At 39.1% G+C, this 23,053-nt stretch carries 20 protein-coding genes and 2 pseudogenes (1 of these 22 cut by a window edge); 13 read left to right on the top strand and 9 right to left on the bottom strand.

Annotation, left to right across the window (positions count from 1 at the left end; translation table 11 throughout):
• Positions 1-7: 7 nt before the first annotated feature.
• From DX522_RS01645 to DX522_RS01635, 3 genes are read left to right on the top strand one after another with little or no spacing between them, the layout of a single operon-like run.
• Positions 8-904: an ABC transporter permease subunit gene (locus DX522_RS01645; RefSeq protein WP_115179592.1), complete on the top strand. Its 897-nt coding sequence runs from the start codon at positions 8-10 to the stop codon at positions 902-904.
• An 8-nt stretch (positions 905-912) separates the two neighbouring features.
• Positions 913-1,896: a dipeptide ABC transporter ATP-binding protein gene (gene dppD, locus DX522_RS01640; RefSeq protein WP_115179591.1), complete on the top strand. Its 984-nt coding sequence runs from the start codon at positions 913-915 to the stop codon at positions 1,894-1,896.
• Complete coding sequence (locus DX522_RS01635) at positions 1,889-2,872, top strand: peptide ABC transporter ATP-binding protein (protein ID WP_115179590.1); 984 nt, start codon at positions 1,889-1,891, stop codon at positions 2,870-2,872. The genes dppD and DX522_RS01635 overlap by 8 nt, the downstream gene beginning before the upstream one ends.
• Before the next feature lie 47 nt (positions 2,873-2,919).
• Here DX522_RS01635 and DX522_RS01630 read toward each other — a convergent pair whose 3' ends face one another.
• The 4 genes from DX522_RS01630 to udk are packed head-to-tail and all read right to left on the bottom strand — an operon-like array spanning position 2,920 to position 6,520.
• The gene (locus DX522_RS01630) at positions 2,920-4,098 is read right to left on the bottom strand and encodes a sugar transporter (protein ID WP_115179589.1); all 1,179 of its coding nucleotides are present in this window, start codon (positions 4,096-4,098) and stop codon (positions 2,920-2,922) included.
• Positions 4,098-5,285, bottom strand: coding sequence for an AsmA-like C-terminal region-containing protein (locus DX522_RS01625; protein ID WP_115179588.1), 1,188 nt, complete (start codon positions 5,283-5,285; stop codon positions 4,098-4,100). Before DX522_RS01625 ends, DX522_RS01630 begins: the two co-directional genes overlap by 1 nt.
• 3 nt (positions 5,286-5,288) lie before the next feature.
• The gene (dcd, locus tag DX522_RS01620; protein ID WP_065244380.1) at positions 5,289-5,870 is read right to left on the bottom strand and encodes a dCTP deaminase; all 582 of its coding nucleotides are present in this window, start codon (positions 5,868-5,870) and stop codon (positions 5,289-5,291) included.
• 8 nt (positions 5,871-5,878) lie between these two features.
• Positions 5,879-6,520 (bottom strand): uridine kinase, encoded by a 642-nt coding sequence (gene udk, locus DX522_RS01615; RefSeq protein ID WP_065244381.1) that lies wholly within the window; start codon positions 6,518-6,520, stop codon positions 5,879-5,881.
• A 190-nt stretch (positions 6,521-6,710) separates the two neighbouring features.
• On the opposite strand from udk, the gene DX522_RS01610 reads away from it, so the two are divergent.
• The 9 genes and pseudogenes from DX522_RS01610 to DX522_RS01570 all read left to right on the top strand — a co-directional run bounded on the left by DX522_RS01610 (position 6,711) and on the right by DX522_RS01570 (position 16,698).
• Positions 6,711-7,751, top strand: a complete 1,041-nt coding sequence (locus DX522_RS01610; RefSeq protein WP_115179587.1) for an ABC transporter substrate-binding protein — start codon at positions 6,711-6,713, stop codon at positions 7,749-7,751.
• A 138-nt stretch (positions 7,752-7,889) separates the two neighbouring features.
• Positions 7,890-8,927 (top strand): ABC transporter substrate-binding protein, encoded by a 1,038-nt coding sequence (locus DX522_RS01605; protein ID WP_005696379.1) that lies wholly within the window; start codon positions 7,890-7,892, stop codon positions 8,925-8,927.
• 65 nt (positions 8,928-8,992) lie between these two features.
• A pseudogene (locus DX522_RS01600) lies at positions 8,993-11,049 on the top strand (ABC transporter permease).
• Positions 11,050-11,073: 24 nt separating this feature from the next.
• Positions 11,074-12,126, top strand: a complete 1,053-nt coding sequence (gene fbpC / locus DX522_RS01595) for a ferric ABC transporter ATP-binding protein (protein WP_115179586.1) — start codon at positions 11,074-11,076, stop codon at positions 12,124-12,126.
• Positions 12,127-12,271: 145 nt separating this feature from the next.
• The gene (locus DX522_RS01590) at positions 12,272-14,227 is read left to right on the top strand and encodes a site-specific recombinase (RefSeq protein ID WP_115179585.1); all 1,956 of its coding nucleotides are present in this window, start codon (positions 12,272-12,274) and stop codon (positions 14,225-14,227) included.
• 114 nt (positions 14,228-14,341) lie between these two features.
• A pseudogene (locus tag DX522_RS01585) lies at positions 14,342-15,270 on the top strand (LysR family transcriptional regulator).
• A gap of 9 nt (positions 15,271-15,279) precedes the next feature.
• Entirely contained in the window at positions 15,280-16,005 is a 726-nt protein-coding gene (azlC, locus tag DX522_RS01580) for an azaleucine resistance protein AzlC (protein WP_115179584.1), read from the top strand.
• On the top strand, positions 16,002-16,331 hold the full coding sequence (locus DX522_RS01575) for a branched-chain amino acid transporter permease (protein ID WP_115179583.1): 330 nt from the start codon (positions 16,002-16,004) through the stop codon (positions 16,329-16,331). The genes azlC and DX522_RS01575 overlap by 4 nt, the downstream gene beginning before the upstream one ends.
• 121 nt (positions 16,332-16,452) lie before the next feature.
• The gene (locus tag DX522_RS01570) at positions 16,453-16,698 is read left to right on the top strand and encodes a YgjV family protein (protein WP_070714337.1); all 246 of its coding nucleotides are present in this window, start codon (positions 16,453-16,455) and stop codon (positions 16,696-16,698) included.
• Positions 16,699-16,719: 21 nt separating this feature from the next.
• On the opposite strand, the gene DX522_RS01565 is transcribed toward DX522_RS01570, so the two are convergent.
• From DX522_RS01565 to guaB, 4 genes are all read right to left on the bottom strand, one after another.
• A complete protein-coding gene (locus DX522_RS01565; RefSeq protein WP_115179582.1) occupies positions 16,720-17,652 on the bottom strand; it encodes an AEC family transporter in 933 nt (310 codons plus the stop codon).
• Between the two features lie 78 nt (positions 17,653-17,730).
• Positions 17,731-19,290: a glutamine-hydrolyzing GMP synthase gene (gene guaA, locus DX522_RS01560; protein WP_115179581.1), complete on the bottom strand. Its 1,560-nt coding sequence runs from the start codon at positions 19,288-19,290 to the stop codon at positions 17,731-17,733.
• Between the two features lie 8 nt (positions 19,291-19,298).
• On the bottom strand, positions 19,299-20,261 hold the full coding sequence (locus DX522_RS01555; RefSeq protein WP_115179580.1) for an NYN domain-containing protein: 963 nt from the start codon (positions 20,259-20,261) through the stop codon (positions 19,299-19,301).
• A gap of 65 nt (positions 20,262-20,326) precedes the next feature.
• Positions 20,327-21,793 carry an IMP dehydrogenase gene (gene guaB, locus DX522_RS01550; RefSeq protein ID WP_115179579.1) on the bottom strand — a complete coding sequence of 489 codons (1,467 nt, stop codon included), beginning with the start codon at positions 21,791-21,793 and terminating at the stop codon, positions 20,327-20,329.
• Between the two features lie 130 nt (positions 21,794-21,923).
• On the opposite strand from guaB, the gene birA reads away from it, so the two are divergent.
• Complete coding sequence (gene birA, locus DX522_RS01545) at positions 21,924-22,838, top strand: bifunctional biotin--[acetyl-CoA-carboxylase] ligase/biotin operon repressor BirA (protein WP_115179578.1); 915 nt, start codon at positions 21,924-21,926, stop codon at positions 22,836-22,838.
• Positions 22,839-22,881: 43 nt separating this feature from the next.
• Here birA and DX522_RS01540 read toward each other — a convergent pair whose 3' ends face one another.
• On the bottom strand, positions 22,882-23,053 hold the end of the coding sequence (locus tag DX522_RS01540) for an IS3 family transposase (protein WP_262054269.1). The gene runs 647 nt beyond the window's last position; 172 of the gene's 819 nt are visible here — the last part of the coding sequence; its start codon lies beyond the right edge, outside the window — the gene reads right to left on this strand; it ends in the stop codon at positions 22,882-22,884.

The following is a 23,053-nucleotide window of genomic DNA, read 5'->3' as shown; positions in this document are numbered from 1 at the left end:
CTTATTAATGACGGAACAAACTCTATCTATTGAAACCTTTGCTCCTCGCACACCGTTGCAGGAGTTTTGGTTTTATTTCAAACAAAATAAAGGGGCAGTGATTGGGCTCACTTTTATCCTTGCTGTGGCATTAATCAGTATTTTTGCCCCTTGGATAGCACCTTTTGATCCTATCGAACAAAATCGTTCAACTTTATTGCTACCACCAGCTTGGTATGACGGTGGTAATTCTGCTTATTTACTGGGTACAGATGACATTGGTCGAGATATCCTTTCTCGTATTATTTATGGTACACGCATTTCTGTTTTTGCGGGTTTCATTATTGTGATTTTATCTTGCATTTTAGGGACGAGTCTTGGCTTGCTTGCAGGCTATTATGGTGGGGCATTAGATACATTAATTGTTCGTTTTATTGACATTATGTTGGCTATCCCAAACTTGCTTTTAACCATTGTGGTGGTGTCAATTTTAGAGCCTTCTTTAACGAATGCGACGTTGGCGATTGCCGTGGTTTCGATTCCAAGTTATGTGCGCTTAACACGTGCGGCAGTATTAAATGAGAAAAACAGAGATTATGTCACCTCTTCTCGCGTAGCGGGAGCAAGCGTATTACGTTTAATGTTTATTGTCATTTTACCAAATTGCCTTGCACCGCTTATCGTGCAAATGACAATGGGGATTTCTAATGCGATTTTAGAATTAGCGACTTTAGGTTTCTTAGGTATTGGTGCCAAACCACCCACACCTGAATTGGGGACAATGTTATCTGAATCACGTAGCTTTATGCAGGCTGCAAACTGGTTGGTTACTATTCCAGGTTTAGTAATTTTATCACTTGTTTTAGCATTTAACTTAATGGGCGACGGGTTGCGTGATGCGCTCGATCCAAAATTAAAACAATAGGGGGCAGAATGGCATTATTAGATGTAAAAGCGCTTTCTGTTCATTTTGGTGATGAAAAAGCACCTTTTAAAGCGGTGGATCGTATTAGCTACCAAGTTAATCAAGGCGAAGTGTTAGGTATTGTTGGCGAGTCGGGTTCAGGGAAATCAGTAAGTTCCCTTGCTGTGATGGGCTTAATTGATTTTCCAGGGCGTGTTTCAGCGAAAGGCTTAGAATTTGAAGGAAAAGATCTCTTAAGCTTACCACCAAAAGAAAAGCGGGAATTAGTTGGGGCAGATATTGCCATGATCTTCCAAGATCCAATGACAAGCTTAAACCCGGCTTATACGGTGGGTTTACAAATTATGGAAGCGATTAAAGCGCATCAGGGTGGCAGCAAAAAAGAGCGCCGTGAACGCACCTTAGAGCTATTACGTTTAGTCGGTATTCCTGATCCTGAATCACGTATTGATATTTATCCTCATCAGCTTTCTGGCGGGATGAGCCAACGCGTTATGATTGCTATGGCGATTGCATGTAAACCGAGATTGCTCATTGCAGATGAACCAACCACCGCACTGGATGTGACCATTCAAGCTCAAATTGTAGATTTGTTGCTTGAGTTACAGCAAAAAGAATGTATGTCGTTGATTCTGATTACGCACGATCTTGCGTTAGTCGCAGAAGCGGCGCATCGTATTATTGTGATGTATGCAGGACAAGTAGTGGAAGAAGGACGAGCAGAAGATATTTTCCGTGAACCCAAGCATCCCTATACTCAAGCGTTATTGCGTTCTTTACCTGAGTTTGCAGAAGGTAAATCTCGTTTGCAATCTTTACCCGGAGTGGTGCCAGGTAAATACGATCGCCCACAAGGTTGTTTGCTAAATCCACGCTGTCCGTATGCGACCGATCTTTGTCGAACTCTTGAGCCTGAATTACGCCAAGTAGGAAACAGACAAGTAAAATGTCATACCCCATTAAATGCCCAAGGAGAACCTAGCAATGTCTGATGTCGCACAAGAAAATGCACCATTGCTCAATGCCATTGGGCTGAAGAAATATTATCCTGTCAAAAAAGGGATGTTTGCTAAAACACAGCAAGTGAAAGCATTAGATGGCGTGTCTTTTTCCTTAGAACGAGGTAAAACTCTTGCCGTAGTGGGTGAGTCAGGTTGTGGTAAATCGACACTTGGTCGTCTTTTGACAATGATAGAAGAACCGACAGAAGGTGAGTTATATTATAACGGACAAAATTTCTTAGTGAATGATCACGAAACGAAAGTATTGCGCCGTCAGAAAATCCAAATTGTGTTTCAAAACCCTTATGCATCACTAAATCCGCGTAAGAAAATCGGCACAATTTTGGAAGAACCATTAGTCATTAATACCAATCTATCGGCAAAAGAACGTAAAGAAAAAGTGTTATCCATGATGGCGAAAGTGGGATTGCGTGCCGAGTTTTATGATCGCTATCCACATATGTTTTCGGGTGGTCAACGTCAGCGTATCGCGATTGCTCGTGGTCTAATGCTTGATCCTGACGTGGTTGTAGCGGATGAACCTGTTTCAGCTTTAGACGTATCTGTTCGTGCACAAGTGCTGAATTTGATGATGGATTTACAAGCTGAGCTTGGTTTATCTTATGTCTTTATTTCACATGATCTTTCGGTGGTTGAACACATTGCTGATGAAGTGATGGTGATGTATTTAGGTCGTTGTGTTGAAATGGGCACAAAAGCGCAGATCTTTAAAAATCCACAACATCCTTATACGCAAGCTTTGCTTTCAGCGACACCAAGATTGTCACCTGAATTACGTCGTCAACGGATTAAATTAACCGGAGAATTACCAAGTCCGATTAATCCACCAAAAGGTTGTGCATTTAATCCACGTTGTTGGAAAGCGACTGATAAATGTCGAAATGAGCAGCCTAAATTGGAAAAATATCCTGATGGTAAGCTCATTGCTTGCTTCCATCTCGATTAGAAAAGAGAAAAGAAAATGACCGCACTTGAGTAAGTGCGGTCATTTTTTTAGGCGTTTTGATTGCGATAGCGTAAGTTGAAGAAGACGAAGATACCTAGTGCAATAATGGCTAACGCTGCACCACTAAAGCCAATGTATTCAAGTCCTACATGTCGCATAATTTGATTCCCGAAGAGTGCTCCCGCTCCAATTCCCGCATTAAAAATACCCGAGAAAATGGCTGTTGCTACGTCGGTAGCATCGGGTGCAAGTTGTAATACTCGCATTTGTAGTGCTAAACCAATGCAGGAAATGCCAATTCCCCAAATAAAGGCTAAGGCAAACATTGTTGCGGTATAGCCAGCTGAAGTAAGCATAAATCCTAAGGAAATAGCTAATAGCAGAATTGCATGGATAATAAATTGTGCGGCACCTAAACGGTATAATCGGTTAAAAATCACACTCGCTGTTACACCTGAAATACCAAAGACCAAGAGAATCATAGTGGCGAGATTAGGATCCATCTGTCCGATTTGAATCATAAATGGCTCAATGTAGGTGTAGGCTGTAAAGTGGGCCGAAACAATAATGACTGTGGTGGTATAAAGTCCAATTAATAGTGGACGTTTAGCCAAAATAGGCAAACTTGAAACTGACCCTGCATTTTTACTCGGTAACGTTGGTAATAAACGAATAATTAAGAACATTATCACCAAAGCTAATATCCCAATGATCGCAAAGGTAATGCGCCATCCCACTAGCTGACCGACTAGTCGTCCTAGTGGCAAACCGAGAATTGTAGCCAATGATGTACCAATGGCTAACATACCAATGGCTTGTGTCTTTTTATTTTTAGGCGCAACGCGCATCACTAAAGAGGCGGTGATGGACCAAAATACGGAATGGGCCACCGCGATACACATACGGGCAATAAGAAGAATCCAATAATTCCATGCAATTACGGAAAGAATATGTCCGATGATAAAAATGATGAAAAGCTTAACGAGTAAGCTTTTACGTTCCATTTTTCCAGTGGCAAGCATTGCTGGCAGGGACATGATGAGCACTGTCCACGCATAAACGGTCATCATTAAGCCGACATCAGAGGTTTGCATATTAAAGCTTTGTCCGATGTCAGTGAGTAAAGCAACTGGTACAAATTCCGTGGTATTAAAAATAAAAGCGGCGCAAGCCATGATAACTACGCGCCAAAATTGAGTTTTTTCTGCTTTTTGGTAAAACGACATTATTTTAATTTCTCTTTAATTAATTCCTTAAGTTGATGACGGAAATTTTTATCAATATTTAACTTATATTGTGGGGCGTAACAGCTATCGAAAAAACGAATAGGCAATGCTAGTTTTTTGTATTTTTCATCAGTTGATCTTAAAGTTAAATTGACGTCGCATTGTACATTATCTAAATCAATGGCTCCAGAACCTTCACCTAAAAGTGCGGTTGTTTTTAAGCTTATTTTATCCACTGTGAGTAAGTGGTTTTCAAACAAAAGATGTGACTCAAGACGCTCGTAAGGCGTGTTCATATTTCTGCTGGCGGTTAAATCACTGTTGTAATTAATTGGTAAATACTGCGCCGCCATATCTAATAAATTTAATCCTAAAAGTTCCCCATTTTGAGTGTCGAAACTGAATTCTCCTTTGGTGAGTTCAGAATTGGTTAGCGCGAGCTGGATATTAAAATCAGCATTACCGGTTAATGTATTGGGAAAATTCAGTAAGGCGGTGAGCTGTGTCATTGGGAAATTTTTACCCGAAAAACTGACCGCACTTTGTTGCTCTTTATGACTAAATTTAAAAGTGGCTAAACAATATTGGCAATCTGGCTGTAAATAGGCATTGACTGTTTTAACCGGTTTTGAGAAATCAACGTAAGTTTCAATGTAACCCAGTGGTTGTTGATTTAAACGGGAATTGACAAATTGAATCAGATTTTTGCCTTGATGGTTTAGGTTAATATTTCCCTTGCTAAACGCAAACTGATATTTTGTGTTTGTGCCATAAATCGGTTTATCAAGAGAAAAACTAATCTCACTTTCACCTTTAAACGCAATGTTTTGGTTAAAAATATTTTTAAGTGAAAAATCAGTAAAACGACCATGAATATTGGCATGGTTTGCAGCTTGTTCACTCAGTTTGAAATGAGTGATTTGTACTTCTTCTAAAATCGGATTGCCTGAAAAAAGAGGAAAAAGCGCAAATTTAGCTTCAAGGTTTTTAGCCGAAAGTTGATGGTATTTCACCTCAGATAAATTCACCGTTGGCTGTGGTAGAAGGTTTACCGAAAAATCATTCACTTGAATGTCATATTGCACCAAATGCTCGACGATACTGCTTTTCAGTTGATTGAGTTGAATATAAAAAAAAGCAAAGATCGCAAACAGCACGATCAACAGGCTAATTGCGATCTTTTTCATTGATTAATCCTCATTAATTCGGCTAGCTACTGCATTTTGCTGATGTTTATATTTGGCATCTTTACGGCTGGTGTAAGGGCGAGCAGCCGGGCCACTTAACACTTCAAAACTCAATGCACCAATCACCATATTAGGACGCAATGCTAAAGGTAATTTGCCTGAGTTGTAGAATTCCAACACAATTTTACCTTCCCAACCTGGATCAATACGATGGGCGGTCACATGCACCATTAAGCCTAAACGGGCAAGAGAGGAACGACCATCTAACCAACCGATAATATTAGCGGGTAGTTTTACAGACTCTAATGTGGTGGCTAACGCCAACATACCTGGGTGTAAGAAGAAGGCCTCATCATCACCGATAATGATTTCGTCACTCATCACTGATTCAAGTTGAGCAGAAACTTCTTCTTTCGGACCACTTAAATCAATATATGGTGCTGAATGTTCACGAAATACGCGAAATGAATTGCCTAAACGCACATCGATGGTTGCACCATTGATTTTGTCGTTGTCAGGACGAGGCGTTAAAGAAATAATACCATCATCTAGATAGCGTTCGATATCGGTATCGCAAAGACGCATGATTTTTCCTATTTTTCGTTTAATAAATGAAGAATTTGAGCTTTTAACATATTAATCGCAATACGGTTTTTACCACCGCGAGGAATCACGATATCTGCATATTGTTTGGATGGCTCAATAAATTGTAAGAACATTGGACGAACAGTTGCGCGGTATTGGTCAATAACAGATTGTAATGAACGGCCACGTTCTTCCATATCACGTTGTAAACGGCGGATAAAACAAATGTCTAATGGCGTATCCACGAAGACAGAAATATCGGCTAATTGGCGAACTCGCTCATCAGTGAGCAATAAGATGCCTTCTAAAATCACAATTTTTTTCGGGGTGAAATGTTTGGTTTCGCCTGTTCTGGTGTGATCAACGTAACTATAGACAGGAATATCTACGGCGGTTCCGTTTTTTAAGTCTTTTAAGTGTTGAATGAGTAAATCTCTATCCATTGAATTGGGGTGGTCATAGTTTGTTTTTATGCGCTCACTCATCTCTAAATGGCTTTGATCTTTATAGTAGCTGTCTTCAGCAATAATCCCAATTTCTTGGCATCCTAACTCGTTGCAAAGTTCTTTATGAACGGTAGAAGCGATGGAACTTTTGCCTGAAGCGGATGCACCCGTGATGGCGATGATAATACAAGATGAGTTTGACATGGGACGTCCTCAAAAACGGAAGGTAAAAATTACTGGGATTATAAAGAAAAATCAGCTTAAATTCACCTTTCTTTCTTTTTTTATTTTAATTTTTTAAATTTGTGAAGTACTTCACGGAAATTTTTTTCGTTTTCGCTTACGATATGTTCGTTTTTATTATTTCATCAGTGTTATTTATGAGGAGTGTACGATGAAAATGAATAAAATTTCTCTCTCCATTTCAACCGCACTTTTAGCTGCAGGCTTCATGACATCATCAGCTGTTAATGCTCAAGGTCGTTTAGTGGTGTATTGTAGTGCAACTAATATTCTTTGTGAAACGACAACCAAAGCCTTTGGCGAAAAATATGATGTGAAAACCTCATTTATTCGCAACGGTTCAGGTAGTACTTTTGCAAAAGTTGAAGCGGAAAAAAATAACCCACAAGCAGACGTATGGTTTGGTGGTACATTCGACCCTCAAGCACAAGCGGCTGAATTAGGCTTAATCGAACCTTATAAATCTAAACACATTGATGAAATCGTAGAACGTTTCCGTGATCCAGCGAAAACCAAAGGCCATTATGTATCATCTATCTACATGGGTATTTTAGGCTTTGGTGTGAATACCGAGCGTTTAGCAAAATTAGGTATTAAAGAAGTACCAAAATGCTGGAAAGATTTAACCAATCCTCGCTTAAAAGGTGAAGTGCAAATTGCTGACCCACAAAGTGCGGGTACAGCTTACACCGCGTTGGCTACTTTCGTTCAACTTTGGGGCGAAGATAAAGCCTTTGATTTCTTAAAAGCATTACATCCAAACGTATCGCAATACACTAAATCAGGTGTAACCCCATCTCGTAATGTGGCACGTGGTGAAACTGCAGTAGGTATCGGTTTCTTACACGATTATGCACTTGAAAAACGTCAAGGTGCACCATTGGAATTAGTGGTTCCTTGTGAAGGTACTGGTTATGAGTTAGGTGGCGTGAGTATCTTAAAAGGTGCGCGTAACATCGATAACGCAAAATTATTCGTGGATTGGGCATTATCTAAAGAAGGTCAAGAGTTAGCGTGGAAACAAGGTGATTCTTTACAAATCTTAACCAACACTACAGCGGAACAATCGCCAACTGCGTTTGATCCAAATAAACTTAATCTAATCAATTATGACTTTGAAAAATACGGTGCAACCGAACAACGCAAAGCCTTAATTGAAAAATGGGTTCAAGACGTTAAATTAGCGAAATAGTGTTTAAAGTGCGGTTGAAAAATATGAGATTTTTTTGATCGCACTTTTGCCATTTTAGCCCCACTAACGAGATTTTTGCGTGGGTTTCTATGATGAGCGTATCAGCTCATCTTATTTTATAAACACAGGAGTGAACCAATGAAAATGTCTAACGTTGCTTTAGCACTTTCTGGTGTTGTATTTGGTGGCGTGTTACTGAGCTCTCACGCATCTGCTGCAGAAGGGCGTTTAGTCGTTTATTGCAGTGCGCAAAATACGATGTGCGAGCAAGAAACCATGGCTTTTGAGAAAAAATACGGTATCAAAACCAGTTTTATCCGTGGTGGTACAGGCACAATTTTAGCCAAAATTGATGCAGAAAAAGATAACCCTCAAGGAGATGTATGGTATGGCGGTACGCTTGATCCTCATTCTCAAGCGGGAGAAATGGGCTTACTTGAAGCGTATAAGTCACCAAATCTTGCACAAATTCCTGAACAGTTTAGAGATCCTGCTAAAATTAAAGGCAATTATTCCTCCGCGATTTATCTCGGTGTATTAGGTTTTGGGATTAACCCAGAACGTTTAAAAAAACTTAATTTACCAACGCCAAAATGTTGGAAAGATCTAGCTGATCCAGCTTATCGTAATGAGATCCAAGCAGCCGATCCACAAAGTTCAGGAACAGGGTATACACAATTAGCCACCTATATCCAACTTTGGGGTGAGGATGAAGCATTCAAATATCTCAAAGAACTGAATAAAAATGTTTCCCAATATACAAAATCTGGTAACACAGCGACCCGTAATACGGCACGTGGTGAAACCGCAATCGGAATTGGTTTTTTACATGAATATTCTTTAGAGAAAGCAAAAGGTGCCCCAGTAGAATTAGTTGTACCTTGCGAAGGTACAGGCTATGAAATTGGTGGTGTAAGCATTATTAAAGGTGCGAGAAACCTTGAAAATGCGAAATTATTTGTGGATTGGGCGTTATCAAAAGAAGCACAAGAGCTAACCTGGAAAAAAGGGGAAGCGTATTCTATTTTAACCAATAGCACTGCTGAGCAATCGCCTTATGCGCTCGATTTTAAATCTATCAATTTAATTAATTATGATTTTGACAAATACGGCTCAAGTGATTTACGTAAACGTTTGATCACCAAATGGGTTGATGATGTTAAATTAGCAAAATAATGATGTATACATAGCGAAATAATAGCTATTATATTATTTCGCTTTTTTCTTTTATGCGAGGTTGTATGAACGCAAATAAACTTCCTATTATCCAATCGGCCAACTTTTGGATAATTCTTTCTGTTATTGCATTTCTTCTTCTGCCTTCCCATGCGTTAGATTATGGCTTGTTTGAAAGTACAAGCGATGAATACTTAGGTGCAATGGGGTGGTCTTCGTTAAATATTACGGCATTATGGTTTTTACCGGTTCTTTTATACGGTTTGATGCCACTTCTTAAATTACCGAAGGATACACAAGCGAAAGCAGAGCTTTATCTTGTTGCTGCGGCGACATTGTTTATCTTTGTCAGTGCGACAATTTATAAAGTCAGCATGGGTTATTCTGTGATTGTATTAATCGCGAGTTTAACCGCATTGGCGACATTTTCCTTCGCCAAATTAAAAGTAATGCAAGGGGATAAATTTATTATTGCCTCTTTACTTTGCATTATCTTATTAATTTTCTTCTTTATCGTTTATCCAACATTGGCCATCTTTGTTTCAATGTTCTATGACGGTGATACCTTTGCACCACAACAAGTGATGCGAATTCTGACTCAAAGCTATATTGTACGTGTTATTAGTAACTCGTTATTCTTATCTGGCTTTGTAGGTATCGTATCAACGATTTTCGGTTTAGCTTTTGCACTTTATACTACCCGTATTGCTCGTAGAACAGCATTTATTGGTAAAATTTTCTCTATTTTACCAATCGTTACACCACCGTTCGTTGTAGGTTTAGGGTAACATTAATGCTTGGTCGTTCTGGTTATGTGACTGAGTTCTTATCCACAACATTTGGATTTGAGAACCATAACTGGTTATACGGTTTCAACGGGATTGCGATTGCGCAGATTCTTGCTTTTGCACCGATTTCATTCATGATTTTAGATGGTGCATTAAAATCTGTTCATCCATCAATTGAAGAAGCGTCTTACACCTTGCGGGCAAATCGTTATCAAACATTCTTCAATATTATTTTCCCATTATTGCGTCCTGCATTGGCAAACTCATTCTTAATCGTGTTTATCCAATCCTTAGCGGACTTTAGTAACCCGTTAGTACTGGGCGGTAGCTTTGACGTCATTGCGACACAAATCTACTTCTATATTGCGGGCTCACAACTAGATTATGCTTCAGCAAGTACGTTAGGTTCTATGCTTTTAATCTTCTCATTAGCGGTATTTATCATCCAATATATTTGGATTGGTAACCGCTCTTATGTGACCGTTTCAGGCAAATCCTATCGTGGTGACGTGCAAGATTTACCAACCGGCTTGAAATATACCATCATCGGTATGCTTGGTTTCTGGGTACTCTTTAACTTAGCGTTATACGGCAGTATTTTCTACGGTAGTTTCACCGTGAACTGGGGTGTTGATTACACCTTAACCTTGAAAAACTACGCGATGTTATTCGGACAAGGCTTAAGCGATGGGGCATGGCCATCATTGATTAATACCTTAATCTATGCAGGTATTGCCGCACCATTGACCGCACTTTTCGGTTTATTAATTGCGTATATTGTGGTGCGTAAAGATTTCCAAGGTAAAAAATCCCTTGAGTTCTTAACCATGCTTTGCTTCGCTGTACCGGGAACAGTAGCGGGGGTATCTTATATTTTAGCCTTCAACAATGCACCACTTTACATTACGGGTACTAGCATTATCGTGATTATTTCAATGGTGATGCGTGATTTACCTATCGGTATGCGTGCAGCCATTGCAGGTCTTGGTCAATTAGATAAATCACTCGATGAAGCGTCTCTTTCTTTAAAAGGTAGCTCATGGAAAACCTTGTGGTTTATCGTTTTACCATTGTTAAAACCAGCTTTACTTTCTGCATTGGTCACCAGCTTCGTTCGTGCGATGACTACCGTGAGTGCGATTATCTTCTTAGTCACCGCTGATACACGTGTGGCAACAGCCTATATTTTAAATCGTGTAGAAGATGGTGAATATGGTGTTGCTATCGCATACGGTTCGATTTTAATCATCGTGATGATGGCCATTATTTTATTCTTTGACTGGATTGTGGGTGATACCCGAATTTCCCGTTCTAAAGCGAAAAAAATGAATTAACTCGTTAAGTTGTAGGTAAATATTATGAGTAATAATGATTTCTTAGTATTAAAAAATATCACTAAATCTTTTGGTAAATCCACAGTCATTGATAATTTAGATTTAACCATTAAACGTGGCACCATGGTGACCTTATTAGGTCCATCTGGTTGTGGTAAAACCACCGTGTTACGTTTAGTGGCAGGCTTAGAAAATCCAACTTCAGGTCAAATTTTTATCGATGGTGAAGATGTAACCAAATCATCTATTCAAAACCGTGATATTTGTATCGTATTCCAGTCTTACGCATTGTTTCCGCATATGAGTATCGGTGATAACGTAGGTTATGGTTTGCGTATGCAAGGGGTGAGCAAAGAAGAGCGCGCTAAACGTGTAAAAGAAGCGTTAGAGTTGGTTGACTTAGCTGGGTTTGAAGATCGTTTTGTGGATCAAATCTCGGGTGGTCAACAACAACGTGTAGCATTAGCACGTGCGTTAGTATTAAAACCAAAAGTCTTACTTTTTGATGAACCATTAAGTAACTTGGATGCAAACTTACGTCGTTCTATGCGTGAAAAAATCCGTGAATTACAACAAAGTTTAGGTATTACCTCACTTTACGTAACGCACGACCAAACTGAAGCATTTGCGGTATCCGATGAAGTTATCGTCATGAATAAAGGTAAAATCATGCAAAAAGCGCCAGCAAAAGAGCTTTACTTGCGTCCGAATTCTTTATTCTTGGCAAACTTCATGGGCGAATCCAGCATCTTTGAAGGTAAATTGGAAAATAACACCATTGATGTGAATGGCTACAAATTGCCATTAAGTAATGCGGCGCAATTTAATTTATCAGACGGCGAATGTTTAGTGGGTGTACGTCCTGAAGCGATTTACTTAAAAGCAGAAGGCGAGGCAGCACAACAATGTGAAATTAAGAGTGCGGTCTATATGGGTAACCACTGGGAAGTGGTGGCGATTTGGGCAGGCAAAGAATTGCTCATTAACACCAAACCTGAAGACTTCAATGCTAATCTGAAACAAGCTTATGTGAACTTCTCTGAACAAGGCATTTTCTTGCTGAAGAAAGAGAAATAATATCAATCTAAAGGCGTATGGAAACATACGCCTTTTCTTTTAAAATTCTTTCAAAATTGACCGCACTTTTCCTTTCATTTTTATTTTACCTAACAGATCTGTATAATATTTACCCTTTGAATATAAACGATTACAGGAGGAAAGCATGATAAAACCAGATACTTTACCGCAATTTTTGCGTAATAAAGTCGAGGAAAATGATGCCTTTGGTCTTGTGGAAGGGCTGTGTCAATTATTACGTAGTAGCCCTACAGAAAAAATTTCTCCAACCTTACATCTATTTAAGTTTATCTTAAAGAACGACAAAGAATTAGGCTGTTCTGTTTCGAAATTATTATGTGGTTGGTTATGTGGTTTACGTCTTTACCCGTTGTTTATTAGCAGTGGTATTCTTACGCGTGGCGGTTTTGGGCAAGAAATGAAAACGCGTATTTATGAGCGTTTTAACCCCTCTTTTAAAGATATTAATGATTTACGTGATATTTTTTATTTATTGTTTAGCGATAAAAATGATGCGCGCTGGATTGATGCCGTCCCATTAAAAACGTGGCGAGGTGTATTTGGCGTTTTAACCCGTTATACAGAACAAAAAGATCGGGAACGTTTAAAAAATCATATTGAAAGTGAAGGGCTTTTTGCCATTGAGATGCTTTCAATTTGGATTGCAGCTGAAGATATGGATCCTGAACTGATGCGAATGGAACCCTCTCTGTTGAATGCTGATTCCCCTTTTGCGGCATTGCACCATGAAGTGGTGAATTGGTTACAGGCGCGCCGCCAATCAACCGTTTTTGATGATAGCCATTTACAGGTAATGTTTAGCCAATGTAAAAAATTGGTTGAGCGTTTGCAAAAACGTGGAGCAGTGGTGGGCTCTTCTTTAAATACGGCTTATTTATTGGAGCGTCTTTCTCAGACCTTAGAACGATTAGAAACCTTGATGGCGATTTTTGTTTCAAATCGCTATTTACCACGCCGAATATTGTTATTAACCGGCTGTTTTGCTCGAGCTGCAGCAGAAAAACATAGCATCACCCGATTATGGAAACAAAGCTCAAGATTAATTTCACGTAGCATTACCCAAAATGCGGGCGACCATGGCGAGCACTACATTACGCGAGATAAAAAAGAGTATTGGACAATGTTTTATTCTGCGGCAGGTGGTGGTGTATTAATTGCACTGATGGCGCTATTTAAAATCTATCTAGGTAGCATTATTGATGACAAAGTCTGGAAAGGAATTGCCGAAGGCTTAAATTACGGCTTAGGTTTTATGGTGATCTTTATGTTGCATTTTACGGTAGCGACGAAACAACCAGCCATGACTGCAGCCCGTTTTGCTGAGGCTGTTGAGAAAACGCCTCAAGGTAAAAGCGTCAATATGAAATTAGCCCAATTATTAGTGGATGTATTTCGCTCTCAAAGTATTGCGGTGCTAGGTAATGTACTTATTGCGATGGGATTGGCTGCATTGATTGCTTTTGGTTACCAATATAAAACAGCTGAGCCGTTGATGAATGCTGATCAAATCGCTTATCAGTTGCATAGCATTGATCCTTTTGCGGGAACCTTATGGTTTGCAGCCATTGCGGGTGTATGGTTATTCTGTTCAGGGATTATTTCGGGCTATTTTGATAACCGCAGCAATTATTTGAATATGCGTATGCGTTTAACGCAACATCCGTTATTGAAAAAATTAATGTCTGAGAAATCTCGCGTTAAATTTGCTAATTATATGCATGAGAATTATGGCTCGCTTATCGGTAATCTTTGCTTTGGTATGCTGCTTGGTATTACGGGTGTGGTAGGTTACTTAACGCACCTTCCGTTAGATATTCGTCATGTGGCATTTTCATCTGCGAATGTAGGCTATATTGCTGTGAGTGGACAATTTACCTATTCATTGTTTTTACAATGTATTGGTTTTGTATTGTTGATTGGTTTAGTGAATTTAATTGTCAGCTTTTCATTAACGCTTTGGATTGCACTGCGTTCTTTGAATGCGGAAATTGAGAGCTGGTGGCCAATTTGGTATGAAGTTTGCCAAATTGTGAAAAAACGGCCATTGAGCTTATTTCTTCCTGTTCAATTAGATAAATAATCGGCTTAAGTGCGGTCAAAAATATCAACGTTTTTGACCGCACTTTCTTTTCGACAAATTTAATTTGCGTTATCATGTTGCTCATCTAATGCTATAACTTTATGAATTATTCTAATGAAACCCACATTTCTTGAACTTCGTCACCTAAGAACCTTGCTTGCTTTAAAGGAAACGGGTAGCGTCTCGATGGCGGCAAAACGTGTTTATTTAACACAATCGGCACTTTCTCATCAAATTAAGTTAATGGAAGAGCAATTCGGTTTACCTCTTTTTGAGCGTAAAAGTAATCCATTGCGTTTTACTGCAGCAGGCGATCGTTTGATTCGTCTTGCTAATGAAATTCTTCCAAAAGTGGTTGATGCAGAACGTGAGCTCGCACGCGTAAAACACGGTGATGCAGGGCAGTTAAGAATTGCAGTAGAGTGTCATACCTGTTTCGACTGGTTAATGCCTGCGATGGATGAATTTCGTCAACATTGGAGCTTGGTAGAATTGGATATCGTCTCAGGTTTCCATACCGATCCTGTAGGATTGTTATTATCTCATCGTGCAGATTGGGCAATTGTGTCAGACGTTGAACAAAATGATGATGTTTTATTTAAGCCGCTGTTTTCTTATGAAATGGTGGGAATTTGTTCTAAGGATCATCCATTAGCGAATAAAGATGTTTGGCAGGCGGAAGATTTTGTTGAGGAAACTTGGGTGACCTATCCTGTACCTGATGATATGTTAGATTTATATCGTCAAGTGTTGAAACCGAAAGGCATTAATCCGCCGCGTCGTACAACAGAGCTAACGATCGCCTTGATTCAGTTAGTGGCTAGTCGTCGGGTATTGCTACCGTGCCTTATTGGGCTGCCTTGCCTTATTTAGAAAAAGGGTATGTAGTGGCACGTAAAATTACAGAAGAAGGCTTGTACAGTAACCTTTATGCGGCAATTCGTAAAGAAGATGCCAGTTTAGCTTATATTGAAGATTTCCATCAAACAGTAAAAGCACAAAGTTTTTCGACCTTACCTGGTTTGTCTGTTTTAGAGTTGTAGTAGGTCAATATGTCAGAAGTTGTGACAGAAAATCCCATCAAGGCCGCTGCAAAAGCGGCATTCCCTTACAGTATGCCGATGCTTGCTGGCTTTTTATTTTTAGGCATTGCATATGGCATTTACATGAAAGCACTTGGATTCAGTGTTTGGTTTCCTGTTGCAATGGCAGCTCTCATTTATGCGGGCTCCGTGGAATTTATTGCGGCTGCCGCACTCGTTATGCCTTTTTCGCCATTAAGTGTTGCATTGGTTACGCTGATGGTAAGTGGTCGTCAGATTTTTTATGCCATTTCCATGTTAGAAAAATATGGTGTTCAACTTGGGAAAAAACGTTGGTATTTAATTAGTACGCTAGTAGATGAAAGTTTTTCCCTAAACTATATGGCGAAGATCCCCGATCATTTAGATAAAGGCTGGTACATGTTCTTTGTTAGTTTTTATCTGCACATTTATTGGGTCGTCGGTGCGGGATTAGGCAACCTATTTGGTTCAATCATTCCTTTTGATTTAAAAGGGGTAGAGTTTGGGATGACAGCACTTTTCCTCGTAATCTTTGCTGAAAATTGGCTAAAAGAAAAATCTCATGAAAGCTCATTATTAGGTTTAGGCGTAGCTTTTGCATCACTGTTAATTATTGGGAAAGAACACTTTTTAGTGCCAACGCTAATTAGTATCTGGATTCTATTAACGGTACGACGTCCTAAACTTTCATCTAAATTGGAGGCACTAAAATGACATTGATGGAACAGATTATCACCATTGTGATTTGTATTTTTTGCGTGCAATTTACCCGCTTGTTGCCTTTCTGGATCTTTCCTGCAAATCGCCCTATTCCAGAATATATCCGTTATCTCGGCAAAGTATTACCTGCCTCGATGTTTGGAATGTTAGTAGTGTATTGCTATAAAAATGTGGATGTGTTGAGTAGTTATCACGGCTTGCCCGATTTTATTGCGGGAGCTTTGGTGTTGGGATTGCATTTCTGGAAAAAGAATATGTTTCTTTCCATCTCAGCAGGCACAATTTTTTATATGTTTTTAGTGCAAAAAGTCTTTATCTAAGCGAATGTTGAGCGAAATAAAAATTTCTTGATATTGCAATCGGTTGCTTTTATTTCGCCTCTTTCCCTGAATTCCAAAATCTTTTATGATGCCGTTTCAATCATTGTTGACGGAGAGATTTATGGAATTTAATTTCATTGAATTATTAGGTTATTTGGCAACATTCTTTGTGGCTGTGTCTTTTTTATTTAAATCAATTGTTCATTTGAGAGTTGTTAATGCTATTGGGGCGATACTCTTTGTCATTTACAGTTTGATCATCAAATCTTATCCAGTTGCACTTCTAAACGCATTCTTAGTTTTCGTTAATTTGTATCAACTTTATCGTTTGAAAAAAGAGCAACCGGCATCAAAAGTGCTTAAATAATTGACCGCACTTTTCTTCTATTTACCCCCACATTTGATATAACGCAATCACCAGTGGCATAGTAAACATACAAAGCAGCGTCGTTATCCCATAAATGGCGCTAGCTTTTTGTGGATTGTTGTTATAAATCACCGCCATTTGTGTCACTGTCGAAGCTGAAGGACTCGTGGTAGCCAAAAAGCTAATCAACACAATCACTTCACCGTTTTCAATCCAGTGTACAAAGCCAATAAGCTTTATTAATACCAACAACACAAGCGGAATAATCAACAAGCGCAATAGTGTGACTAAATAAATGCGCTTAGATGAAACAATGCTTTTTAATGGAATTGCGGCAATTAACATCCCCGCAACAAGCATGGCATTCGGACCAATAAATAACCCAATAGAAGAGAGTGTGCCATTGATAATGTTTGGCAACTTAATTTGAAAAGCAAATAAAAATGCGCCAACGAGAATTGACCAAATATTGATATTTTTGGCAATCGCCTTCAGCGATAAATTTCCCTTTCCTACAATAATCAAACGGCAATGTGTCCAAAATAGAAAGGTTTGAACCACAATAAAGCAACTAGCGTAAATGACCCATTCTTTACCGAATAGCGACATCACAATCGGAATAATTAAGTTGCCAGAATTGGAATAAATCGAAGTGGCATGCTCAATAGGATCAAGGTTTAATAGGCGCTTTAACAGACTGCCAATAATAATCAGAATACCCTGAAGAAACACGGCCATAAGTAGTGAAAGCTGCAAACCTTGTAGAATTTCAGGTGTGTAATCAATTTGAAATGCTTCAATCATCACAGCTGGGCTGATGACATAAAGCCCAATCATGGAAAGCGGCTTGCTATCTTCTGATTTTAATAATTTTGATTTAACCAACCCGTAGCCAATAAGCACAATGAGTGTCAGTTCAATAATTTTAGTACCGAGTAAAAAAGTGATATCCATAGTGAATCTTGCTGAGAAAAAGTTGTGGCTATAAAAGAAGAAAAGGGCAAAATAATTTGCCCTTTAAATTGATTTAGATTATTCCCACTCGATAGTTGCTGGTGGTTTTCCGCTGATGTCGTACACGACGCGGGAAATGCCGTTCACTTCATTGATGATGCGGTTAGATACTTTACCTAATAAATCATAAGGCAAATGCGCCCAATGTGCGGTCATAAAGTCGATGGTTTCTACCGCACGTAGTGAGATAACCCAGTCGTATTTACGACCATCGCCCATCACACCTACAGATTTTACTGGTAGGAACACGCTGAAGGCTTGGCTAGTTTTTTCATACCAACCGCTATTGCGTAATTCTTCGATAAAGATAGCATCCGCACGGCGTAATAAATCGCAGTATTCTTTTTTCACTTCGCCTAATACTCGCACACCTAAGCCTGGGCCAGGGAATGGGTGACGGTTGATCATTTCAGCCGGTAAGCCTAATGCTAAACCGATTTTACGTACTTCATCTTTAAATAATTCTCGTAAAGGTTCAACTAAACCCAGTTTCATATAGTCTGGTAAGCCACCTACGTTGTGGTGTGATTTAATCACATGTGCTTTACCAGTTTTGCTTGCTGCAGATTCGATCACGTCAGGGTAAATCGTACCTTGTGCCAACCATTTCACGTTAGTGAGTTTTTTCGATTCATCATCGAATACATCCACGAACACTTTACCGATAATTTTGCGTTTCGCCTCAGGATCGGATACGCCAGCAAGTTCGCCTAAGAAACGGCTTTCAGCATCAACACGGGTAATATTTAAACCGAATTTGTCACCGAACATTTCCATGACTTGATCGCCTTCGTGTAAGCGGAGTAAACCGTTATCCACGAATACGCAGTGTAGTTTTTTACCGATCGCTTTATGTAATAACAATGCAACAACAGAGGAATCAACACCACCAGATAAGCCTAAAATAACTTCATCATCGCCCACTTGCTCTTTAATGCGAGCAACGGCATCTTCGATAATGTTTTCTGCTGTCCATTTTGTTTCGCAACCACAAATGTTCACCACGAAATTCATCAATAATTCTAAGCCTTTTTTGGTATGGGTTACTTCAGGATGGAATTGTACGCCGTAGAAATGGCGATTTTCATCAGACATTGCCGCAATTGGGCAGGTTGGAGTCGTACCGGTAACTTGGAAGTTTTGAGGTAAACGCGTTACTTTATCGCCATGGCTCATCCATACATCTAATTTGCTATCGCCATCATTTAAATGAGCGAAAAGTGCGGTTGGATTATCCATTAAAACAGAAGCATAGCCGAATTCACGATGATCAGAGGTCTCAGTTAAACCACCAAGTTGCATTGCCATGGTTTGCATGCCGTAGCAAATACCCAATACAGGCACGCTGGCATTAAATACATATTCAGGTGCACGCGGGCTGTTTTTTTCAGTGGTACTTTCAGGGCCTCCAGAAAGAATGATACCGTCTGGATTAAATTCACGGATTTGTTCTTCAGTCACATCCCACGCCCAAAGTTCGCAGTACACACCAATTTCACGCACACGACGTGCAATCAGTTGAGTATATTGTGAACCAAAGTCGAGGATCAGGATTTTATGGTTGTGGATGTTTGTCATGGTTCTCTCTATTGTTTTGGTTTTATGGAAAAAGTTTGTCCATCATCATGAAGATTTATTTCATATCCATCTAAATCATTACAAAAATCAAAGAAACGTTTGTAGCCATAAGATTTATATTGGAATTTAACTTTGGTTAATGCTTCAGCAAATTTAGATAATAGGGCTGAGTCATTATCTGCAACCATATCAAAGGCTTTTTTTATTTTTTCATAATCAATATTAGATGATATGCCATTATTTGATGGTATTGTTTTTATTAATTGTTTTTCATTTTCTTTTCGTTTCAAGGATATTGTAGTTCCATCAGAGTGTGAATAAAGTTCATATCCTTTTAAATTTTTACAGAATGTTGTGAATCTTGTATAACCATAAGATCTTGGATCAAATTCTGAATTAATTTTTCTTAATGCTTCTGAGAATTTAGATAATAGAGCCGTTCCATTATCATCATCTTCTACCATTTCAAACGCACTATTTATAAGCGAGTAATCAATAGATTTATCAACATTCTTTTTGTTATTTTGAATATCTGATATTTTAACCAAATTTTCTTCTCTAACAAATTGAGTGCAGGCTTTCTTAAACGCTTCGGGAGTGTGACTTTTACCAACACCGATAATATCTAACCCATCCTCACGAATTCGATGAGCAAGCCCAGTATAGTCACTATCACTAGAAACAATGCAAAAAGCATCCACTGTTTTAAAATGAAGTAAATCCATGGCATCAATAATTAATGCTGTATCACTTGATCCTTTACCTTTTGTATAAGCAAATTTTTGAATAGGCCTAATGGCATAAGAATTTAATTGTTCTTTCCATTTTTTATTCCGTTCATCTGTCCAGTCTGCATAAATTCTTTTTACTGTTATTGTTCCTGATTTGCCCACTTCCTTTAAAATTTGTTCAATCGCTGAACTATTAGCATTTTCAGCATCAATAAGTAGCGCAATTCTATTTTTTTGCATAAATATCCATTTATTACACAAATATAATAAACAACAAAAGGTGGGCAAGGATGCCCACCCTACGGTTAGCCCATACGATAGTTTGGCGCTTCTTTAGTAATCGTTACATCATGAACGTGGCTTTCTTTAATGCCTGCACCACTGATTCGAACGAATTCTGCTTTCGTGCGTAATTCTTCGATGGTTGCGCAGCCAGTTAAGCCCATGCAAGAACGTAAACCACCCATTTGTTGGTGGATGATTTCTTTTAAGTAACCTTTGTATGGAATACGGCCTTCGATACCTTCTGGTACGAGTTTGTCTGCAGCGTTATCCGATTGGAAATAACGGTCTGATGAGCCTTTCGCCATGGCACCTAATGAGCCCATACCACGGTAAGATTTAAATGCACGACCTTGGTAAAGTTCGATTTCACCAGGAGCTTCTTCAGTACCTGCAAACATAGAACCAACCATTACACAGCTTGCGCCAGCAGCGATGGCTTTTGCAATATCACCAGAGAAACGAATACCGCCGTCCGCGATAACTGGAATTCCGCGATCTTTTAATGCTGCCGCTGCATCTGCGATAGCCGTAATTTGTGGTACACCTACACCAGTAACGATGCGAGTTGTACAAATTGAACCAGGGCCGATACCTACTTTCACTGCGCTTGCACCTGCGTCTGCAAGTGCGATAGCACCTTCAGCAGTCGCTACGTTACCCGCAACGATAGGTAAGTTTGGATATTTTGCACGAGTTTCACGAACACGTTGTAATACGCCTTCTGAGTGACCGTGAGAAGAGTCGATTAACAACACATCTACGCCGGCTTTCACTAAAGCATCAATACGTTCTTCGTTACCTGGGCCTGCACCTACAGCCGCACCGACACGTAAACGACCGAATTCATCTTTACATGCATTTGGTTTTTGTTCTGCTTTTTGGAAGTCTTTAACGGTGATCATGCCTTTTAATTTGAATGCATCATCTACTACAAGTACTTTCTCTACGCGGTTTTGATGCATTAATTCTAAAATTGTTTCACGGTTTGCACCTTCTTTTACGGTAACTAAGTCTTCTTTTTTCGTCATTAATTGTGAAACAGTTTTGCTTAAATCTTTCACGAAACGCGTGTCACGGCCAGTGATGATACCGATTAAGTTATTTTCACCATCTACAACAGGGTAGCCTGCGAAGCCGTTTTTTTTCACCATTTCAGCAAGTGCTGCAAGAGTTAAATCTGGTGAAACAGTCACAGGTTCAGAAACGATACCACTTTCGAATTTTTTCACTTTACGAACACGATCCGCTTGGCGTTCGATCGTCATATTTTTGTGAATAAAGCCGATGCCGCCTTCTTGTGCTAAAGAGATCGCTAATTTGGTTTCTGTGACAGTATCCATTGCAGCAGAAAGCATAGGAATATTTAGGTGAATTTCTTTGGTGAGTTGAGTTGAGAGGTTGGCAGTGCTCGGAAGAACAGTTGAATGTGCTGGGACGAGTAGAACATCGTCAAAAGTAAGGGCTTCTTGTTTAATGCGTAATGACATTGCAATATTCTCGCTAAGTTGAAGTTAAAAAATATTGCGGCGGGATTATACAGATTTTTCATGTGGTTGAAAATGAATTTTTTCGCTTTTATGGTAAGATTTGCCAAGATTTTTATGAGAAGGAATGAATATGCCATCGTTATTGGATTGTTTGTCTGATTGCCAACCTAAAGTGCGGTCAGATTTGATGTCGTTTTTAAATATTACGTCAAATGAATTGGCGCAAGAAATAGCATTATTGAGAGAAGTGGGATTGAATATTCAAGAAGAAAATGATGTTTATCAGTTAGTGCCAGAAATGCCTTTGTTAAATCCGCAAGCAATTTCGACTGCACTTTTTCCTTATTCTGTGCATTATCATCGAACCATTTCTTCAACAAATGAATTTATATCAAGACAAATTGAGCAATTAAAAAAAGGTGATTTGTGCCTAGCAGAATATCAAACGGCCGGTAGGGGACGTCGTGGTCGCCAATGGCTTTCACCGTTTGCAGGGCAGTTAATTTTCAGTTTTTATTGGACTATCGGTCCTAAAAAAGCATTGGATGGATTAAGCTTGCTGATTGGTTTAGCGATTGCAGAAGCGTTAAATGCGAAAGTGAAATGGCCAAATGATATTTTGCTTTCAGGGCGAAAGCTTGGTGGCATTTTAGTGGAAATCATTAATAATAAGAATGGGTTGCTTAATTTAGTGGTTGGTATTGGGATCAATATAAAATTGCCACAATCAACCGAAATTAGTCAGCCGTATGCACAGCTAACTGAACAGGATCCTGATATAGATCGTGAAACGATCCTTGTTAAAGTGATTCAACGTATTTATTCTCGATTAGCTCAATTTGAAGAAAAAGGCATTGATGAGGAATTCATGCAACAATGGATAAACCATAATGAATTTTTTGGTGATGAAGTGAATGTCTTTACTGAACAAGGTGCGATTTCAGGTATAGAGCAGGGGATTGATAAACGCGGTTATTTAAAAGTCATAACCGATGAAGGTGAGCGGTATTTTAATGCCGGAGAAGTTTCTTTAAGAAGAAAATAAAAAAGCGCAGCTAAAAATGATCTGACCCTAAAAAGTTAGACTGTCATTTAAAGGATTGTTTTCGATATTGTATCGGACTCAGTCCTTTTAATTTTAGTTGAATCCGTCGGTGGTTATAGTAATCCAAATAATCCCTGACGGCATCAACTATCTCTTCTTTTGTTTTAAATTCCCGACCATAAAAACATTCTATTTTTAATCGTCCAAAGAAACTT

Source organism: Haemophilus parainfluenzae, assembly GCF_900450995.1.
Classification (GTDB): Bacteria; Pseudomonadota; Gammaproteobacteria; order Enterobacterales; family Pasteurellaceae; genus Haemophilus_D; species Haemophilus_D parainfluenzae_O.
The sequence above is the reverse complement of the archived record's forward strand: the minus strand, read 5'-3'. Positions and strand labels throughout refer to the sequence as shown.

Bases quoted from the DNA above. Each gene is read 5' to 3' on its own strand.
- dppD (WP_115179591.1), top strand. From the start codon at position 913: ATGGCATTATTAGATGTAAAAGCGCTTTCTGTTCATTTTGGTGATGAA.
- guaA (WP_115179581.1), bottom strand. From the start codon at position 19,290: ATGACAAACATCCACAACCATAAAATCCTGATCCTCGACTTTGGTTCA.
- DX522_RS01590 (WP_115179585.1), top strand. From the start codon at position 12,272: ATGATAAAACCAGATACTTTACCGCAATTTTTGCGTAATAAAGTCGAG.
- DX522_RS01635 (WP_115179590.1), top strand. From the start codon at position 1,889: ATGTCTGATGTCGCACAAGAAAATGCACCATTGCTCAATGCCATTGGG.
- DX522_RS01625 (WP_115179588.1), bottom strand. From the start codon at position 5,285: ATGAAAAAGATCGCAATTAGCCTGTTGATCGTGCTGTTTGCGATCTTT.
- guaB (WP_115179579.1), bottom strand. From the start codon at position 21,793: ATGTCATTACGCATTAAACAAGAAGCCCTTACTTTTGACGATGTTCTA.
- DX522_RS01630 (WP_115179589.1), bottom strand. From the start codon at position 4,098: ATGTCGTTTTACCAAAAAGCAGAAAAAACTCAATTTTGGCGCGTAGTT.
- DX522_RS01610 (WP_115179587.1), top strand. From the start codon at position 6,711: ATGAAAATGAATAAAATTTCTCTCTCCATTTCAACCGCACTTTTAGCT.
- DX522_RS01570 (WP_070714337.1), top strand. From the start codon at position 16,453: ATGGAATTTAATTTCATTGAATTATTAGGTTATTTGGCAACATTCTTT.
- DX522_RS01645 (WP_115179592.1), top strand. From the start codon at position 8: ATGACGGAACAAACTCTATCTATTGAAACCTTTGCTCCTCGCACACCG.
- fbpC (WP_115179586.1), top strand. From the start codon at position 11,074: ATGAGTAATAATGATTTCTTAGTATTAAAAAATATCACTAAATCTTTT.
- udk (WP_065244381.1), bottom strand. From the start codon at position 6,520: ATGTCAAACTCATCTTGTATTATCATCGCCATCACGGGTGCATCCGCT.
- dcd (WP_065244380.1), bottom strand. From the start codon at position 5,870: ATGCGTCTTTGCGATACCGATATCGAACGCTATCTAGATGATGGTATT.
- birA (WP_115179578.1), top strand. From the start codon at position 21,924: ATGCCATCGTTATTGGATTGTTTGTCTGATTGCCAACCTAAAGTGCGG.
- azlC (WP_115179584.1), top strand. From the start codon at position 15,280: ATGTCAGAAGTTGTGACAGAAAATCCCATCAAGGCCGCTGCAAAAGCG.
- DX522_RS01575 (WP_115179583.1), top strand. From the start codon at position 16,002: ATGACATTGATGGAACAGATTATCACCATTGTGATTTGTATTTTTTGC.
- DX522_RS01565 (WP_115179582.1), bottom strand. From the start codon at position 17,652: ATGGATATCACTTTTTTACTCGGTACTAAAATTATTGAACTGACACTC.
- DX522_RS01555 (WP_115179580.1), bottom strand. From the start codon at position 20,261: ATGCAAAAAAATAGAATTGCGCTACTTATTGATGCTGAAAATGCTAAT.
- DX522_RS01605 (WP_005696379.1), top strand. From the start codon at position 7,890: ATGAAAATGTCTAACGTTGCTTTAGCACTTTCTGGTGTTGTATTTGGT.